This is a genomic window from Enterobacter sp. ECC-019 (assembly GCF_043974075.1).
GTDB classification, from domain to species: Bacteria; Pseudomonadota; Gammaproteobacteria; order Enterobacterales; family Enterobacteriaceae; genus Enterobacter; species Enterobacter asburiae_D.
Window position 1 is genome coordinate 3,378,849 of sequence record NZ_CP143759.1, and the last position, 17,926, is coordinate 3,396,774.

At 59.0% G+C, this 17,926-nt stretch carries 14 protein-coding genes; 4 read left to right on the forward strand and 10 right to left on the reverse strand.

Going from position 1 to position 17,926, the window contains the following annotated elements; genetic code table 11:
• Window positions 1-22: 22 nt before the first annotated feature.
• From V1566_RS16070 to nasR, 6 genes are all read right to left on the reverse strand, one after another.
• The gene (locus V1566_RS16070; protein ID WP_395303964.1) at window positions 23-2,548 is read right to left on the reverse strand and encodes a molybdopterin-dependent oxidoreductase; all 2,526 of its coding nucleotides are present in this window, start codon (window positions 2,546-2,548) and stop codon (window positions 23-25) included.
• Window positions 2,545-6,531 carry a nitrite reductase large subunit NirB gene (gene nirB / locus V1566_RS16075; protein WP_395303965.1) on the reverse strand — a complete coding sequence of 1,329 codons (3,987 nt, stop codon included), beginning with the start codon at window positions 6,529-6,531 and terminating at the stop codon, window positions 2,545-2,547. Before nirB ends, V1566_RS16070 begins: the two co-directional genes overlap by 4 nt.
• 13 nt (window positions 6,532-6,544) lie before the next feature.
• Window positions 6,545-7,333, reverse strand: coding sequence for an ABC transporter ATP-binding protein (locus tag V1566_RS16080; protein ID WP_395303966.1), 789 nt, complete (start codon window positions 7,331-7,333; stop codon window positions 6,545-6,547).
• A 9-nt stretch (window positions 7,334-7,342) separates the two neighbouring features.
• A complete protein-coding gene (gene ntrB / locus V1566_RS16085) occupies window positions 7,343-8,221 on the reverse strand; it encodes a nitrate ABC transporter permease (protein WP_395303967.1) in 879 nt (292 codons plus the stop codon).
• A 2-nt stretch (window positions 8,222-8,223) separates the two neighbouring features.
• Window positions 8,224-9,471 (reverse strand): CmpA/NrtA family ABC transporter substrate-binding protein, encoded by a 1,248-nt coding sequence (locus tag V1566_RS16090; RefSeq protein ID WP_395303968.1) that lies wholly within the window; start codon window positions 9,469-9,471, stop codon window positions 8,224-8,226.
• 227 nt (window positions 9,472-9,698) lie between these two features.
• A complete protein-coding gene (nasR, locus tag V1566_RS16095) occupies window positions 9,699-10,883 on the reverse strand; it encodes a nitrate regulatory protein NasR (protein WP_395303969.1) in 1,185 nt (394 codons plus the stop codon).
• Window positions 10,884-10,954: 71 nt separating this feature from the next.
• Here nasR and V1566_RS16100 point away from each other — a divergent pair, with 71 nt between their 5' ends.
• The 3 genes from V1566_RS16100 to V1566_RS16110 all read left to right on the forward strand — a co-directional run bounded on the left by V1566_RS16100 (window position 10,955) and on the right by V1566_RS16110 (window position 13,634).
• Entirely contained in the window at window positions 10,955-11,308 is a 354-nt protein-coding gene (locus tag V1566_RS16100; RefSeq protein WP_395303970.1) for a DsrE/DsrF/TusD sulfur relay family protein, read from the forward strand.
• A 106-nt stretch (window positions 11,309-11,414) separates the two neighbouring features.
• Entirely contained in the window at window positions 11,415-13,199 is a 1,785-nt protein-coding gene (locus V1566_RS16105) for a methyl-accepting chemotaxis protein (RefSeq protein WP_395303971.1), read from the forward strand.
• Window positions 13,200-13,394: 195 nt separating this feature from the next.
• Window positions 13,395-13,634, forward strand: coding sequence for a DUF1883 domain-containing protein (locus tag V1566_RS16110; RefSeq protein ID WP_013096243.1), 240 nt, complete (start codon window positions 13,395-13,397; stop codon window positions 13,632-13,634).
• A 30-nt stretch (window positions 13,635-13,664) separates the two neighbouring features.
• On the opposite strand, the gene V1566_RS16115 is transcribed toward V1566_RS16110, so the two are convergent.
• Both V1566_RS16115 and chaB read right to left on the reverse strand, forming a co-directional pair.
• On the reverse strand, window positions 13,665-14,360 hold the full coding sequence (locus V1566_RS16115) for a gamma-glutamylcyclotransferase (RefSeq protein ID WP_159514376.1): 696 nt from the start codon (window positions 14,358-14,360) through the stop codon (window positions 13,665-13,667).
• A 177-nt stretch (window positions 14,361-14,537) separates the two neighbouring features.
• A complete protein-coding gene (gene chaB / locus V1566_RS16120; RefSeq protein ID WP_008499518.1) occupies window positions 14,538-14,768 on the reverse strand; it encodes a putative cation transport regulator ChaB in 231 nt (76 codons plus the stop codon).
• Between the two features lie 270 nt (window positions 14,769-15,038).
• On the opposite strand from chaB, the gene chaA reads away from it, so the two are divergent.
• Complete coding sequence (gene chaA / locus V1566_RS16125; RefSeq protein ID WP_395303972.1) at window positions 15,039-16,139, forward strand: sodium-potassium/proton antiporter ChaA; 1,101 nt, start codon at window positions 15,039-15,041, stop codon at window positions 16,137-16,139.
• 85 nt (window positions 16,140-16,224) lie between these two features.
• Here chaA and kdsA read toward each other — a convergent pair whose 3' ends face one another.
• Window positions 16,225-17,079 (reverse strand): 3-deoxy-8-phosphooctulonate synthase, encoded by an 855-nt coding sequence (gene kdsA, locus V1566_RS16130; RefSeq protein ID WP_211445413.1) that lies wholly within the window; start codon window positions 17,077-17,079, stop codon window positions 16,225-16,227.
• A gap of 36 nt (window positions 17,080-17,115) precedes the next feature.
• Window positions 17,116-17,925: an invasion regulator SirB1 gene (gene sirB1, locus V1566_RS16135; RefSeq protein WP_023312124.1), complete on the reverse strand. Its 810-nt coding sequence runs from the start codon at window positions 17,923-17,925 to the stop codon at window positions 17,116-17,118.
• Window position 17,926: the final 1 nt, after the last annotated feature.

The following is a 17,926-nucleotide window of genomic DNA, read 5'->3' on the forward strand; positions in this document are numbered from 1 at the left end:
TTATGAATAAACTCTTATTATGTTAACGCGATAAGCCTTGAAATACAGTCCTGGCGGACATTTCAGGATTATCCTGAAACAGCCCTTTCAGCTCAGGCACGCAGGAGCCACAGTTCGTACCACATCGCAGCTTCGCCCCCAGCGCGCTGACGGAATCACACCCTCCGGCAATCGCCTCCCGTATCGCCTTTTCCCCGACGCTGAAACAGCTGCAGATAATGCGTCCCGGATCCGCCACCTTCCCGACGCTCTGTCCGTTCAACAAGGCGTGGCGTTCTGCGGGCAGCACGGGGGGTGAATGAAAAGCGGCTTCAATCACCGCATGCGCCAGCGCCGGTAACGCGGTACCTTCCCAGAAACCCAGCATCAACTGGCCTTCATGCCAGGCCAGCACGCTGCTGCGTTCACCGGCTTGAGCAACCTGCAGCTGCCAGCCCCGGCCGCTGGCGTAATCCATTACCCACGGCAGCAGCGGTTTATCGCACGCCACCGTCAGGCGTGAAGCTTTACGCCACCAGTAAACCGAAGAGGGCATTTCCGGCCATTCACGGGCATACAGTTCCCCCTGCCAGGCGGGCTGCCAGGGCATGATTCTGACGGCGGTTTGTTTACTTTCAGGCTGGCCCGAAACCGGATCGCAGCGCCCTTCCACCAGCGCATTCACCTTTCCCTGGCGGGCAAACACAGCGTTCCAGTGCATCGGGGCAAAAGCGTTCCCTTCACGCTGGCCGTCGCTGATGCGCACTCTTGCCACCATGACGCCGCGCGGCGAGCTGATGCGCGCCAGCTGGCCGTCGCACAGGGAAAACCGAACGGCGTCTGCGGGGCAAACCTCAACAAACGGTTCGGCGATATGCTGCATCAGCCTGGCCACATATCCTGTTCGCGTCATGGTATGCCATTGATCGCGGATGCGCCCCGAGTTGAGAATCAGCGGGTATAACGCGCTGACCGTCGCACCGTGCGGCAGAGGGTTAACGGGAACAATGTTACGGCGCGGAAAATCCCCCGTAGGCCACTGCCAGGGCTCAAGCCGCTCCCACTCCTCACGGGTAAGCGTAGCCAGGTCATGAAGGTTTAACGCCCGCGCGCCGTTATTTTCAAAGGCCGTCAGCGCCGCATGCTCGCAAAAAATCTCGCGCGGATGTTGCCAGGCAAAGGCCTCGCCGTAGCCCAGCTGCTTTGCCACCTGCGCGACGATCCACCAGTCCGGCTTTGCCTCACCCGGCGCGGGCAGAAACGCGCGCTGGCGCGAAATGCGTCGCTCGGAATTGGTCACCGTCCCGTCCTTCTCTCCCCAGCCCAGCGCCGGAAAGCGAATATGGGCAAACCGGCTGGTGTCGGTATCGTTCATCACCTCAGAGACAATCACCAGCGGGCAGTTCGCCAGCGCCTGACACACCGCGTGGCTGTCCGGCAGCGAGACGGCAGGATTGGTACCCATGATCCACACCGCCTTCACCTCGCCGCGGGCAATGCCGTCAAACAGCTCCACCGCCATCAGTCCCGGGGTTTGCGCCAGCCGTTCCGTTCCCCAGAAACGCGCCACCCGCGAAAGATCGTCCGGCTCAAAGTTCATGTGCGCCGCCAGCTGGTTAGCCAGCCCGCCCACTTCCCTCCCGCCCATCGCGTTAGGCTGCCCGGTCAGCGAAAACGGGCCGCAGCCCGGACGGTTAAATTTCCCGCTGGCAAGGTGAACGTTAATGATGGCGCTGCACTTGTCGCTGCCGCTGGAGGACTGATTGATTCCCATGGTGTAGAGCGTGATGGCCCGGGGCGCCGTCATAAACCAGTCGTAAAAGGTGCCAATATCCTGCGGCGAGAGGCCGCAAAACGCCGCCACGCGCTCAACGGGCCACTCATCCGTTCCCTGAATCAGGTTCAGCAGGCCGACAAATAATCCGGCATCGCTCCCCGGCGCAAGCGCCAGATGCAGGTCAGCAATATCACAGGTGGCGGTTCTGCGCGGATCGATTACCACCACTTTCATCTGCGGATTGTTGTGCTTTGCCTGCACCAGCCGCTGATACAGCACCGGATGCGTCCAGGCCGCGTTTGATCCCACCAGCACCACCAGATTGCTGTTTTCCACATCCTCGTAGCTGCATGGCACCACGTCTTCACCGAAGGCGCGTTTATAGCCAACGACCGCCGATGACATGCAGAGCCGGGAGTTGGTATCAATGTTCGCCGCGCCGATAAACCCTTTCATCAGCTTATTGGCGGCGTAGTAGTCCTCGGTAAGCAATTGCCCTGATGCGTAAAACGCCACCGCCTGCGGCCCCCATTTGTCGATAATATCCTGGAGACGCTCGCCTGCCGTCTCCAGCGCCTGCGCCCAGCCCACCTCAGCACCGTCAACAACGGGGCGCAGCAATCGCCCCTGTAACCCCGTTGTTTCCCCCAGGGCCGATCCTTTCACGCACAGGCGGCCAAAGTTGGCAGGATGGGTCTCATCCCCCTGAACGCTGACCGTTTCACCTTCCACGCGGGCGACCACGCCGCAGCCGACCCCACAATAGGGGCACGTTGTCCGGGTTTCCGTCATGAGGCCTCCGCACGAATCACCAGGGCATCATTTCCGACCCACACTTTGCCGTTCTCAATTTTGACCGGCCAGGCGCGTACCGCGGGTTCGCCGTTCTCCACCTGACAGCCGTCGCGCAGACGAATACGCTGCTTGTAGAGCGGAGAGATCACCACCGGCTCCCCCGCCGCATCGCCAAGAATGCCGCGGGAAAGCACGTTCGCGCTGCTGCCCGGCTCCCGATCGTCAAGGGCATAGACGGTTTTGCCAAAGCGGAACAGTGCGATCGGCTTACGCCCAAGCCGCGCGCCAATACCCGCCTGCTCCGGGATTTCGTCGATGCCGCAGATTTCCTGCCAGCGCTTGCTTTCATCAGACGGCGTAACGTTCACCGCGGTGCGGAACAGCGCCAGACGGTTCGGATCGTTAAGCGTGGTCTGCCATTCGCACTGGTAGGTTTCCACCACCCGGGCCATCTCCTGCTCCAGCTCATGGGCGATGCCCAGGCTGTCGTTGAGGATCACCTCCCGCAGGTAGTCGAGGCCGCCTTCCAGGTTGTCCATCCAGGTGCTGGTGCGCTGCAGGCGATCCGCGGTGCGAATGTAAAACATCAGGAAACGGTCCACGGTGCGGATCAGCGTTTCATCATCGAGATCGCTGGCGAAGAGATCCGCGTGGCGCGGCTTCATCCCGCCGTTGCCGCACAGGTAGAGATTCCAGCCTTTGTCCGTGGCGATGACCCCCACGTCTTTACTCTGCGCCTCGGCGCATTCGCGGGTACAGCCTGAGACAGCCATTTTGATTTTGTGCGGCGCGCGCAGGCCTTTGTAGCGGTGCTCGAGCCTGACCGCGAGGCCGGTGGAGTCCTGCACGCCGTAGCGACACCACGTCGACCCGACGCAGGATTTCACCGTGCGCAGGGATTTCCCGTAGGCGTGCCCCGTTTCAAACCCGGCCTCCACCAGCGCCTGCCAGATCTCCGGCAGCTGTTCCAGGGTGGCGCCGAAGAGGTCGATACGCTGGCCACCGGTGATTTTGCTGTAAAGGCTGTAGCGCTTCGCAATCTGGCCGATAGCAATCAGCCCGTCTGCCGTCACTTCCCCCGCCGGCATGCGCGGCACGATGGAGTAGGTACCGTCCTTCTGGATATTGGCAAAATAGCGGTCGTTGGTGTCCTGCAGCGGCAGGTGTGCCGGTTTCAGCAGGTATTCATTCCAGCACGAGGCCAGCACCGACCCCACCAGTGGCTTACAAATTTCGCACCCGTGCCCCTGACCGTAGCGGCCGATGAGCTGGTCAAAGGTGCGGATATGGTTGACGCGCACGAGGTGGTAAATCTCCTGGCGCGAGTACGGGAAGTGCTCGCAGATATCCTTTTTCACCTCCACGCCCTGCGCCGCGAGCTGGAACTCCATCACCTGCTTCACCAGCGCACTGCAGCCCCCGCAGCCGGTGGCCGCTTTAGTGCACTGCTTAACGGCACCGATATCCATAGCGCCCGCGCTCACCGCCTGGCAGATATCGCCTTTGCTGACGTTATGGCACGAACAGATCTGCGCGTTTTCCGGCAACGCCGCCACGCCGAGCGCTTTCGGCGCACTGCCTGACGAGGCAGGTAAGATCAGCGTTTCCGGCTCTTTTGGCAGGCCTATTCCGTTAAGCATCATCTGCACCAGCGTGGCGTATTCGCTGGCATCCCCCACCAGCACGCCGCCGAGCAGCGTTTTGCCGTCGTGGCTGACCACGATTTTCTTGTAGATTTGCTGCGGACCGTGCGTCCACTGGTAGCTCAGCGCCCCCGGTGTGCGCCCGTGTGCATCGCCGAACGAGGCAACGTCCACGCCGAGCAGCTTGAGCTTAGTGCTCATATCTGCCCCGGTGAAGGTTTTATCTTCGCCCGCCAGCGCGGCGGCGGCCACCCGCGCCATCTGATAACCGGGCGCGACCAGACCGAAGATTTTCCCTTCCCACAGGGCGCACTCGCCAATGGCCAGCACGTCCGGATCGGAGGTGTGACAGCCGTCGTCAATGCAGACTCCGCCGCGTTCGCCGACAGCCAGCCCGCTGCTGCGCGCCAGTGCGTCCTGCGGACGAATGCCGGCAGAAAAGACCACCATGTCCGTTTCCAGCTGTTCGCCATCGGCGAAGCGCAGCACCAGTCCGTCGTCCGCGGTGGCGATCTCCGTCGTCGCTTTACTGGTGTGAACGCCGACGCCCAGCGCCTCGATTTTCTTACGCAGCATCACCGCGCCGTCGCCGTCGAGCTGGACCGCCATCAGATTGGGCGCAAACTCCACCACGTGAGTTTCCAGCCCGAGCTGTTTCAGGGCATTCGCCGCCTCCAGCCCGAGCAGGCCGCCGCCAATCACTACGCCGCGGCGCGAGCCCGCCGCATGCGCCGCAATCTTGTCCAGATCGTCCAGCGTGCGATAAACAAAACAGCCCGGCAGATCGTTGCCCGACACCGGTGGGACAAACGGATATGAGCCGGTCGCCAGCACCAGCTTGTCCCAGTGGGTTTCATGCCCGCTGGCGGTACGTACCACATGTGCATCGCGATCGATTGCGACAATCTGCTGCGACAGGCGCAGCTCAATGCCGTTGTCGGCAAAGAAATCGCCGTCCACCAGCGAGAGCGATTCCGCGCTGCGGCCGCCAAAATATTCCGACAGATGCACGCGGTCGTAGGCGGCATAGCGCTCTTCGCCAAAGACGACGATCTGATACTGCTGATGCAGATTGCGGTTAACGCAGTCTTCGAGGAAATGATGGCCGACCATACCGTGCCCAACCACCACCAGAGTAGGTTTTGTCATAGCGTTCTGTCCTGCAACTTGCGGTTGCGTAGTGAAACGATCGAACAGCCAGTCCGCGTGGGCGGGCGCAGCCGTTGCCAGTAAATCGGTAAATGTTGCCGCACTGCGGCAGTCGCCCATCAACAGCACGCCAGCCAGCGCCCCCTGATGGATCAGTAAACGACGATAGTGGCGGGTCAGCGGATCCCATGCGCTCCAGACCACGTCGCCCTCCTGCTCTGCCGCGCGACCGAGGCTGAACAGCTCCACGCCGGTCACCTTGAGGCGCACCCCGTTGTCGGTCAGGACAAACGGCGCGGTGACGTCCCCGGCCAGCCGCGCGGCAAGGATATCTGCCTGCGCCAGACAGGGGGCGACGAGGCCAAACGTCTGGCCGTCAATTTCACAGCACTCGCCAATGGCGTAGACGTCAGGCACGGAGGTTTGCATCTGGTGATCCACCACGATGCCGCGCGCGCAGCGAATGCCGCTGGTCTGCGCCAGTGCGACAGTGGGCTGCACGCCGGTCGCCAGCACCACGCGCGCGGCGGCGACGCTGCGCCCATTGAGCAGCGTCACGCTATTGCCATTAATTGCCGCGATGCCTGAGGAAAGCTCACAGCGCACGCCCCGCGCAGCCAGCGCCTCTTCCAGCAGCACGCCCGCCTGCCGATCCAGCTGCTGCTCCATTAGCCACGGACCGCGATGAACAAGCGTGACGTTGTCACCTGAACGCGCCAGGGCTGCCGCCGTCTCAACCCCGAGCACGCCGCCGCCCAGCACCACCGCCGGACCGGCGATCGCCTGAATGGCCCGGGTATCCTCCAGGGTACGGAACGTGAATACGTGCGGCGCATCGCTGCCGGGGATGGGTGGAACAAAGGGCGTTGACCCGATGGCGAACACCAGCGCATCCCAGCCCAGCGTGCGGGCGGTGGTTAGCACTTCCCGCGCGCTCACGTTCACAGCTATCGCCTTTTCGCCCCGCAGCACCGTCACGCTGCGCGCCTGGTACCAGTCGTCATCCTGTAGACAGATCTCTGCAGCCTGCTTTTCACCGCCCAGCACCGGCGAGAGCTGGATGCGGTTATAGGCATGCTCCGGCTCGTCACCGATGACGGTGATAGCGAAACAATCGGGGGCACGCCCGATGAGCGAGGCAATCAGCCGCGTGGCCGCCATGCCATTGCCGATAATGACCAGTCGCATCAAAGCCCCCTCGCTACGCCGCTTTCGGCTGCTTTTCGTAGAGGAAATGCAGGATCTGCTGGCGCATGTGGTGATAGCGGCTGTCGTCGGCCAGCTGCACCCGGTTACGCGGGCGCGGCAGGTCTACGCGCAGGCTCTCCCCGACGGTGGCCGCCGGGCCGTTCGTCATCATCAGCACGCGATCGGAGAGCAGCACCGCCTCGTCCACGTCGTGGGTAATGAGCACGATGGTGGTGTTCAGCGCCTGCTGGATCTGCATCACCGAGTCCTGCAGATGGGCACGCGTCAGCGCATCGAGCGCGCCGAAGGGTTCATCCATCAGCAAGACTTTCGGCTTCATCGCCAGCGCGCGGGCAATCCCGACGCGCTGCTTCATACCGCCGGAAATCTCCCCCGGGCGCTTATGCAGGGCATGTCCCATCTGTACGCGGTCGAGGTTGTGCTCAATCCACTCTCTGCGTTCCACCTTGCTCATGCTGTGGCGAAACACGTGATCGACCGCCAGGGCCACGTTGTCGAAGCAGGTGAGCCACGGCAGCAGAGAATGGTTCTGGAACACCACCGCGCGCTCCGGGCCCGGCCCGGCAATTTCGCGGTTATCGCAAATCAGCCCGCCTTCCGTCGGCAGCGTGATCCCAGCGATAAGGTTCAGCAGCGTCGATTTGCCGCAGCCGGAGTGCCCAATCAGACTGACGGTTTCGCCCTCGTGGATATCAAAAGAGACGTTTTGCAGCGCCAGAAACTCGCCGCTGGCGGTGGAAAAACGCTGGCTCACGGCCTGGACCTGAATTAATGGTTTCATGTTCGCTCCTTATTTTTCCTGCCAGCTAAAGCGGCGGGCGATCAGCATCAGCCCCTGCTCCAGCAGCAACCCGACCACGCCAATGATGACGATGGCGATGAGAATGTTTTCGACGTTGAGGTTGTTCCACTCGTTCCAGATCCAGAAGCCGATCCCTAAACCGCCGGTCAGCATCTCGGCGGCGACAATCACCAGCCAGGCGATGCCGATGGAGAGGCGCACCCCGGTCAGCACCGCGGGCAGCACCGCCGGGAAGAGAATGCGGCGCATGATGGTCCACTCGGAAAGCTGCAGCACCCGTGCGACGTTAAGGTAGTCCTGCGGAATGCGGCGAACCCCTTCGGCGGTGTTGATCACCATCGGCCAGATGGAGCAGATAAAAATGGTCCAGCTGGAAGCCGGTTCCGCTTTCTGGAACAGCAGCAGGCCGATGGGCAGCCAGGCCAGCGGGCTAACCGGGCGTAACAGCGCGATCAGCGGGCCGAACATGCGCGAAAAAAAGGTGAAGCGGCCAATCAGGAAGCCGAGCGGGATCCCGGCGAACGCGGCCAGGCCAAAGCCCACCGCCACACGCTGTAATGAGGCGAGCACGTTCCAGCCGATACCCATGTCGTTTGGCCCGTCGCGATAAAACGGATCGGCGAACAGGGTAATGGCGGAATCGAGCGTGCTGAGCGGCGTCGGGAAGCCTTTGCTGTTAATCGCCGCCAACTGCCAGAGCACGACCAGCAGTCCCAGCCCCAGAAATGCCGGAATGATGCGCTGCAGGACCGCGTTGATCCGACGCGCAAACGTCGGCGTAGGGCGGCGAACCTGCACCGGAGGCAGGACAATCACCTCCCCACTCTCCGGCGTCTCGTGTGATTTCGTCTTTTGCAGATGCTGCATAATCAGGCCCCTTTACGGTGAATGGCGAAACGGCTGGCGTATCCTTCCGGGTCGGTACCGTTCCAGACGGTGCCGTCTATCAATGTGCTACTCCGCAGTGGTGAAGTCGGTGTGCTGATGCCCCCCACCGCCGTGGCGGCATCCTGCCAGACCGCGGTCTGGTTAATGCGCTGCGTAATACCTGCGTAGTCCGGCGCAGATTTGAGCAAGCCCCAGCGGCGGAACTGGGTTAAGAACCACATACCGTCGGAGTGATACGGATAGCTGACGGCCCCCTCGTTGAAGAAGCGGATCGGGTGTGCGTCCTGCCAGCGCTGTCCCAGACCGTTGTCGTACTCGCCGAGCATCCGTCCGGTGAGGTACTGCTCTTTGCAGTTGAGCCACGCCCGGCGCGAGAGGATCTGCGCGGTTTCGCGTTTATTTTCCGGGGACGCCTCGATCCAGCGCGCTGCCTCCAGCACCGCACTCACCAGCGCCCGGGCGGTGTGTGGATTTCTCTCCACCCAGTCGCGACGCGTACCGAGGATTTTTTCCGGATGGTCGGCCCAGATAGACTGCGATGTGGCGGCGGTAAAACCGATGCGGTCGTTGATGGCACGCGCGTTCCACGGCTCGCCGACGCAAAAGCCGACCATGTTGCCAATGCGCATGTTCATCACCATCTGCGGCGGCGGCACCACCACCGTGCGCACGTCGTCAAAGGGGTTAATGCCCGCACTGGCCAGCCAGTAGTAGAGCCACATGGCGTGCGTCCCGGTCGGGAAGGTGTGCGCGAAGGTATAAGTGCCAGGCGCCTGCTGCCTAATCAGCTTTTTCAGCCCATCGAGATCGCGAACGCCCTTCCCTGCCAGATCGCTGGAGAGCGTAATCGCCTGACCGTTCTGGTTGAGGGTCATCAGGTTAGCCATCTGCTGTGGCTTGCCGGCGATGCCGAGTTCCAGCCCATATAGCAGGCCGTAGAGAATGTGCGCGGCATCAAGCTCGCCCGCCACCAGCTTGTCGCGCACCGCCGCCCAACTCGCCTCTTTGGTGGGCACGATGGTAATACCGTATTTTTTATCAAACCCTTTCAGCGCAGCGATAACCACCGGGGCACAGTCGGTCAGCGGGATAAACCCGATGCGCACTGTTTCCTGTTCCGGTTTATCCGAGCCTGCCGCCCATGCGGCCTGCATGACACCCGGTAATAGCATTGCGCCACTCGCCAGCATGCTGGCCTGCAAAAAACGCCGTCTCGACAAATCCGCCATGACCACTCCTGAAAAAAAACCAAAAAAAAGCGCCCACGGTGCCGAAGCACCAGTGGACGCCTTTATCCCGAAGACGGATGCACCGCCGTTGGCGCATCGTCAAAAATGGTTAATCTGATAATGCAAAGCGAATGCCAGGTTTTAACACACTTTTTTTACGGCACTTACCGTAATTCCCTCTCATTTACGCACCGCAATCAGGCAGAGAATGCCCACTGACCGTGCAGCTACTCCTTTGGTGTTACCTGCCACAAATTCTTCACCATGAGCAGCGCGCGGGCGATATCCACCATCCTTTGGTTCTTGTCCATCGCCATTTTGCGCAGCGCCGTCCAGGCCTGTTCCTCACTCATATTCTGGTGGGTCATCAGCACGCTTTTCGCTTTATCAATGATTTTGCGCTCTTCAAGCGTATCGCGCAGCGACGCAAGCTGACGTGAGAGCTGCTCTATCTCGCGCGCCTGCTGGCGAACCAGGGTGAGCAACGGTTTTTCCGGATAGCGGATCGGCGGGTCGTCCTGTTCAACGGCGGGGAGCGTGTAGTCATCGTCACGGTGAATGCATTCGTCCACAGCGACCATCAGATCGGCGATGATCGTCTCCTCCAGCGTGCGCAGATGCTCAAGGCGCGCGGTTTGCAGAGCAAACCAGGCCAGCGCGGTAAGACCATCATCTACGGCAGGCTGGCGGGTACAGGCCACTCGCCGGAGCTGCTCCGTTTCACGATCGGGCTGACAGTGCATTGAAAAGGTGGTCTGAACGTCAGCGGAGCTGTGCGAGAGAAAGATCTCAAAGCAGGCCTGCTGCCCGTCAATGCGGTCAACCAGCCTCTGGCGAGTCACCTCATCGAAAAAGCCCTGCGTGAAGCCAATCGCCCCCAGCGCCCGCTCCTGTCCCGCCAGCTCTTTGCCCTGCATCAGGCTATAAAGCGCGACAAAACGCCCTGCAATTTGCGGATCGTCAATGCTGTCATTGAGTTGCGGCACGATACTGAGCAGATGACGAAGCATGCGGGAGTAGTGTTCCATCGCCTGCGGTGCCGTTATCGTTTGCTGAATCACACCGTCACGCAGCGCGGGAAGCGTGTCCAGGCTCAGGAGCGCGCCTCCAATGCGTTCACAGACGGTACTTCCCGGGATCGGCGACTGTGTTTCAAGAATGCCGTAAAGGGCAGCGAGGTTTTCATCCACCAGCGCCCGGCTGGCTTTGCATTCGGGGGCGTACAGCTTACCCTGTGAGCAGAGCCAGACGTTGGACGCCCCGCGCTCGCACTGTAACATGTGCACCAACTGGCTAATGCCGTGCACAAGTACGCCCAGCTGTGCCAGCTTGCTGAACTGCTCCCGGCGCATCATCTTTGCGCGCGTGAGCCATTCGGCAGCGCCTGGCGAAATGCCAGCCATTAATGTCATGCTTACTCTCCAGACCGCGAAACTCCGGGGAATTAAGCAATATTCGTGCCTTTATAAGAACAGGAGTCAACATGCAAAAGATTGTGATCGTCGCCAACGGTGCGGCCTACGGCAGCGAATCTCTTTTTAACAGCCTGCGCCTGGCCATTGCGCTGCGTGAAAAAGAGAGCGACCTGGCGTTACGGATCTTTTTAATGTCGGACGCGGTCACCGCGGGGCTGAAAGGTCAAAAACCGGCAGAGGGCTATAACATTCAGCAGATGCTGGAGATCCTGACCGCGCAAAACGTGCCGGTTAAGCTGTGCAAGACCTGCACCGACGGCCGGGGCATTACCGGACTGCCGCTGATTGATGGCGTAGAAATTGGTACGCTGGTTGAACTGGCCGAGTGGACGTTGTCCGCAGATAAAGTATTAACTTTTTAATAATAAACTCGTAAAAATATTATTTTCTTATGGACGCGGTTTCAGCATCAAGTTTACCTGCGGGGTTGCCGATAGGCATGGAAACAACACAGCAGGTATTTCACTTATGTTCAGATCGATTCGTGCACGCATCATCGCTGCGACGGCAGGCTGTCTGGTCGTCGCCCTTCTCCTCAATACCGTTATTAACTTTCAGGTCACACGTCAGGATAACCAGCAGTCACAGCGCGATATCCTGACCAGCACCAGCGCCAGCCATAACATGGCGATTGCCGACTGGGTAAAAAGCAAGATGGCGGTGATCGCCTCCGCGCAGACCGTTGCGCTGAGCGACGATCCGGTTCCGGTGTTTAAACAGCTTGCGCAGGCGGGTGGATTCACCAACGTCTATGTTGGCTACGCCAGCAAAACGGCGAAATTCTCTGAACCGGCGGGCGTTCCGGCGGATTATGACCCGACCATTCGCCCGTGGTATCAGCAGGTAGTCAGCACGGACGGTCCGGTTGTCACCGCACCCTACGTTGATGCGGGAACCGGTAAACTGGTGGTGACCTTCGCCGTGCCGGTGAAAGAAAATGGCACGCTCAAAGCGGTGGTGGCAGGCGATGTGGCGATGGACAGCGTGGTGGCTAACGTGCGCGGGATCCATCCAACCCCGGCCAGCAGCGGGTTGCTTCTGAACAGTGACGGCAGCGTGATTGCCGCTAACGATCCGGCCCTGACGCTCAAACCCTTTGCTGAGACGATCAAAGGCATTGATTTTGCTGCGTTGAAAAGCGGTAACCTCGTCGACGGAACGCTGAACGACGCTGAAAAAACCTTCGTGGCGACAGCCGTACCGGGCACTAACTGGCTGTTAGTCGTCGCGCTCGACAACGGTGACGCCACCTCCGGCATGCGTTCCCTGCTCAAAGCATCGGCGATTTCGCTGGTGATCCTGGCACTCCTGAGTGCGGCCATTGTTCACTTCCTGATTGCCCGCCTGCTGAAGCGTCTGTCCGACATTCGCGACGCGATGCACAACATTGCCAACGGGACTAACGATCTGTCCCAGCGCCTGCCGGACAGCGGCGAGGACGAAGTCGCGCAGATTGCCCAGGCCTTTAACGCCTTCAGCGATAAGCTGTCGGTGGTGATGGTGCAGCTCCGGGATGCCAGTGAATCGGTGAAAAACGCGGCGCAGGAGATTGCCGCAGGTAATCAGGATCTTTCCGGACGCACCGAGCAGGCGGCATCCAGCCTGCGCGAGACGGCCAGCGCCGTAGAGCAGATCACCGCCTCCGTGACGCAGTCGAATGAATCGGCAGCAGAAGCCAACGATCAGGCGAGCAAAGCCTCAGCGGCCGCGGCGCGCGGCGGCGAGGTAGTGTCGCAGGCGATCAGCACCATGCAGTCCATTGAAGTTGCGTCGGCAAAAATTGGCGATATCACCAGCGTGATTGACGGCATTGCTTTCCAGACCAACATTCTGGCGCTGAATGCCTCCGTCGAGGCGGCGCGTGCCGGTGAGCAGGGGCGCGGGTTTGCCGTTGTAGCAGGCGAAGTGCGTAACCTGGCGAGCCGTAGCGCTCAGGCGGCGAAAGAGATCAAATCGCTGATTGATTCCACCACCGACAGCGTGGCAACCGGCTCCCGCTACGTGCATCTGGCAGGGGAAAGCATGGATGAGATCCGCTCCAGCATCGGCAGCGTCTCTGGCATCATGCGCGAAATTTCCATCGCCACCAGCGAGCAGATGAAAGGCATTCACGAGATCAACCACGCGGTAACCCATCTCGACCGCATGGTGCAGCAGAACGCTGAGCTGGTGGTGGAATCCGCCGCCGCCGCGGGAGCCCTGCAGAGCCAGGCTGGCGACCTTGCTGAAACTGCCGGCCATTTCCGCATTTAATTTTATTCCGGCGCGGATTTACCGGGTAAAACCCGCGCCAGCTGAATGCTTTCAGGCATTTTGTCATTTTTGTTTAAACGTTATGCCATTTTTTGATCAAAATCATCATCCCTTACCCCCCGCTTTGGTGTTATGCAATGAGTAATTTGTGAACAATATCACGCTCGGGATGGGCAAAATCGACGGGGTAAAAATATGGCACTGGTAAAAACAAGTTTGAAACTGTTTGGCGGGGATACGGTAGTGGTGCGTTGCTCAGAGCGCTGTCGTATACATCTGATGAGTGCGAAAGCACAAAAGCAATCCCAGGCGGATATTCTGACCGTGCAGGATGATAAAGCGTGGCTTACCGTGCCGTATACCGGCACGTGGGATGTGCTGATCGACAGCCACAGTCAGTCGCTGGAGCATTCCGTCAGCTACGTGGCCGCATAAGATTAAACGCCCGGCGAGCCGGGCGTATTATCAGGCAAAGCCTGCTCGCAGCGTGCCGTTGAGCGGGTTCCCTTCCAGCAGCGCCTTTACCTTCACCACCAGCTCATTCAGACAGTCGTCCTTCATGCCGAGGCGGGTTAGCTCCTGATCGAGGGAGAAGAGATACTGCGCGTTGGTGCCCAGCGGCCCGCTCGCGGCGGCGATTAACGGGGCAATCACCTGCGTACGGGTATCCGCTTCATACAGCGGATGGCGCGGGTCCATAATAAACACCAGCGCATTGACGGTACGACCGTCGTCCAGTTCCAGCTTGCACCAGCTCGGCATATAGCAGCCGGTGATCATCTCGCGCTTCCAGAGCAGCGTGAGCTCCTCTTCCAGCGTGGTATCCGGAAGGCGATACGCCACGCCCGTGGTGCGCCCGCCCTCTTTCAGTGCAAGCATGCGCCCCGGCTGGCACGCGCTGCCGCGTCCGGCCGTCAGGCGCAGGCAAAATGCGCGATGCCAGCCGGGCAGCGTTCCCGTTGCCGATTCGACAAATTCCAGAGCCGGGTTCCACATCAGGGAACCGTAGCCAAAAATCCATACCGGGCCATCATCCGGGCGGCAGGCAAGCGTGGCAGCGAGTGACGCCGCACGTTGTTCAGCTGACCAGAGAAGCGATTCCTCAATAGCACCAAATGCCGTCTTACAATCTGCCTTCATTAAGAAATCACGCGTTAACACTTTACACCTCCGCCACTGCATGCTTCCTTGCGACATCTGTAATTCGCCTTCCCGGCCTTAGGTGCTGGTCATTTTGCCAGCAGTTAAATAACGATAAGCAATTAGCGGACCAGTTGCAATACAACGGAAGTTCAACCGCCTGAAAAGTCAAAATGAAGGCAGCGAATTATTTCACGGCTATTTCTTTTTATGCCATTTATCGTCGTCTCCTTTCTCATATTCATGTTTTACGGCGGCCCAGGCGACTTTGTGCGCCGTCTCTTCACGGCTGGCATCATCCCGGCGATCGTCCTTATCTTTGTATTGATCCCATGCGCTGTTAAACGCCTCTTTGTAGATATCCTGCGCGTGGGCGGGCAGCACGTTTTGCACATTATCGGGTAATTCGCGTTTCGTTTTATAGGGCATCACTGACCTCTCTTTTGGCTAAAGAGATAAGTGTGGACGACGATATGGCAGCGTGCCACTCCGCGATAATTTATGAATATATACTATTTATAATTCATTGTTATTTAATGAATATTAAATTAAGACAGCGAATTATAGACATCAAACATAAAAATCATGACAAAGGGTAAAATTAAGTAAAAAATAAAGGGTATTTATCAGAGATCTGTTAGTTTAATGACCTCAAAAATCTATCTATAATTACAAGCACCTGCATTGATGGAGAAGCACATGACAGCAACACACGAGGCGGTAAAGACCCGCCACAAGGAGACGTCACTCATTTTCCCGGTTCTGGCACTGGCTGTGCTGCTCTTCTGGGGAAGCAGTCAGTCACTGCCAGTGGTGGTTGGTATCAATATTCTTGCCCTGGTCGGCATCTTAACCAGCGCGTTTAGCGTCGTTCGCCATGCGGATGTCCTGGCCCACCGTCTGGGTGAGCCGTACGGATCGTTAATTCTCAGCCTTTCCGTCGTGATTCTCGAAGTCAGCCTGATTTCCGCGCTCATGGCGACCGGCGATGCCGCGCCGACGCTGATGCGCGACACGCTCTACTCAATCATTATGATTGTGACGGGTGGGCTGGTGGGCTTCTCTCTGCTGCTGGGCGGCCGCAAGTTCGCGACCCAGTATATGAACTTGTTCGGCATTAAACAGTATCTGATTGCCCTCTTCCCGCTGGCCATTATCGTGCTGGTCTTCCCGATGGCGCTGCCGGGCGCGAATTTTTCTACCGGTCAGGCGCTGCTGGTCGCACTGATTTCCGCCGCCATGTACGGCGTATTCCTGTTGATACAGACGAAAACGCACCAGAGCCTGTTTGTGTACGAGCATGAAGATGACGGCGACGATGATGACCCGCACCACGGCAAGCCGTCGGCCCACAGCAGCGTGTGGCATACGGTTTGGCTGATCGTGCATCTGATTGCGGTGATTGCGGTCACCAAGATGAATGCCAACCCGCTGGAAACGCTGTTAACCGAGCTGAACGCGCCGGTAGCGTTTACCGGCTTCCTGGTGGCCCTGCTGATTCTGTCCCCGGAAGGGCTGGGCGCGCTGAAAGCGGTGTTGAATAATCAGGTGCAGCGCGCAATGAACCTGTTCTTCGGCTCCGTACTGGCGACGATTTCACTTACCGTCCCGGTGGTGACACTGATTGCCTTTATGACGGGTAACGAGCTGCAGTTTGCGCTGGGTGCGCCGGAGATGATTGTGATGGTGGCCTCGTTGCTGCTGTGCCAGATTTCGTTCTCCACCGGACGCACCAACGTGCTTAATGGCGCGGCGCATATGGCGTTGTTTATCGCGTATTTGATGACGATTTTTGCGTAGCCTTTACGGGTTTTGTAGGCCGGGTAAGCGCAGCGCCACCCGGCAATATGCCCCATAAAAAAACCCGCCGAAGCGGGTTTTTTTATTAGTTGCTGGTATCCAGCTCGTCAAAGCTCTTCACCAGATCGTCAATCGCTTTGATCTGTTTCAGGAACGGCTCCAGCTTATCCAGCGGCAGCGCAGATGGGCCGTCGCATTTCGCATTTGCCGGATCCGGGTGCGCTTCAATAAACAGACCAGCCAGGCCAGTCGCCATACCGGCACGCGCCAGCTCGGTAACCTGGGCACGACGACCACCGGACGCGGCGCCGAACGGGTCGCGGCACTGCAGGGCGTGGGTCACGTCGAAAATCACCGGAGACTGGCCGGAGACATTTTTCATCACGCTGAAGCCCAGCATGTCGACAACCAGGTTGTCGTAACCGAAGTTAGCGCCACGGTCACACAGAATAATTTTGTCGTTACCGCCTTCGATAAACTTATCGACAATGTTACCCATCTGACCCGGGCTGACGAACTGTGGTTTTTTCACGTTAATCACGGCACCGGTTTTCGCCATCGCCGCAACCAGGTCAGTCTGGCGAGCCAGGAACGCCGGGAGCTGGATCACGTCGACCACGTCTGCCACTGGCTGCGCCTGTGAGGCTTCATGCACGTCGGTGATCACTTTCACGCCAAAGGTCTGCTTCAGCTCCTGGAAAATTTTCATTCCCTCTTCCAGGCCCGGGCCACGGTAAGAATTGATGGAGGAGCGGTTGGCTTTGTCAAAAGAGGCCTTAAACACGTACGGGATGCCCAGCTTCTGGGTCACGGTCACGTAGTGTTCGCAGATACGCATGGCGAGGTCGCGGGATTCCAGCACGTTCATGCCGCCAAACAGTACGAACGGCAGATCGTTTGCTACCTTGATATCACCAATGCTAACCACTTTTTGTTTCATAGGATCGCCTTATTCAGGTGTGAATCGGAATTACGATTAATGCAGTGTAATTTGTTTGTGCGAGATCGCATTGATCTGCGCACGAATCATTTCGCTAATGGGGTCTTCCGGACACTGCTCGACGAAATAATTCAAATCATTCAGCGCCACGTGCTCGCAGTCGAGCTGCGCATAGATCAGCCCGCGATCGCGAATTTCGTACGGGTCTTCCGGGTTGAACTGCAGCAGCACTTCACTGGCGCGCAACGCCAGCTCCATCTGACGCTCTTCCATTAGCGCGGACTTCAGCGTATCCAGCAGCTTGCGAATGACCTCAGCGTTATCCGCCTCGTCGAGATCTTCGTTGAAGAGCTCAGCCACCGGGCTGATATTGCCTTTCAGCCACACGTCCAGCGTATGTTCATCCAACGTGTCGCCGTTGAAGGGATTAATGAGCCACATTTCGCCGTCCAGCCACTCTGCACGCAGGATCATCTGCGTCGGAAAAATGACCGGGACCAGCGGAATATCCAGACGGTGCGCGACCCACAGCAAAATAGAACCCAGCGCCACGGCGCTGCCCTGACGATTTTTTAAGACCTGGTCCAGCCATAACGCGTCAGACAGACGATATACGCCCCGCGTGTCGCAGAAACCCCATTCGCCGTAGAAAAGCTCCAGCAGCTTCTCTAATTGCCAGTCTTGCGGGCGAGCCTGATTAATCTCTTCACGCGCCAGGCTGACCAGATTCTCCAGTTCATCGTAGACAAACTGCGACGTAAAATCGTCGCGAATCATCTCAGAAATCAGGATCATGCCATCGCAAAGCGGCACTTTATTAAATTCGAAATCGGCTAAGGACCTCATG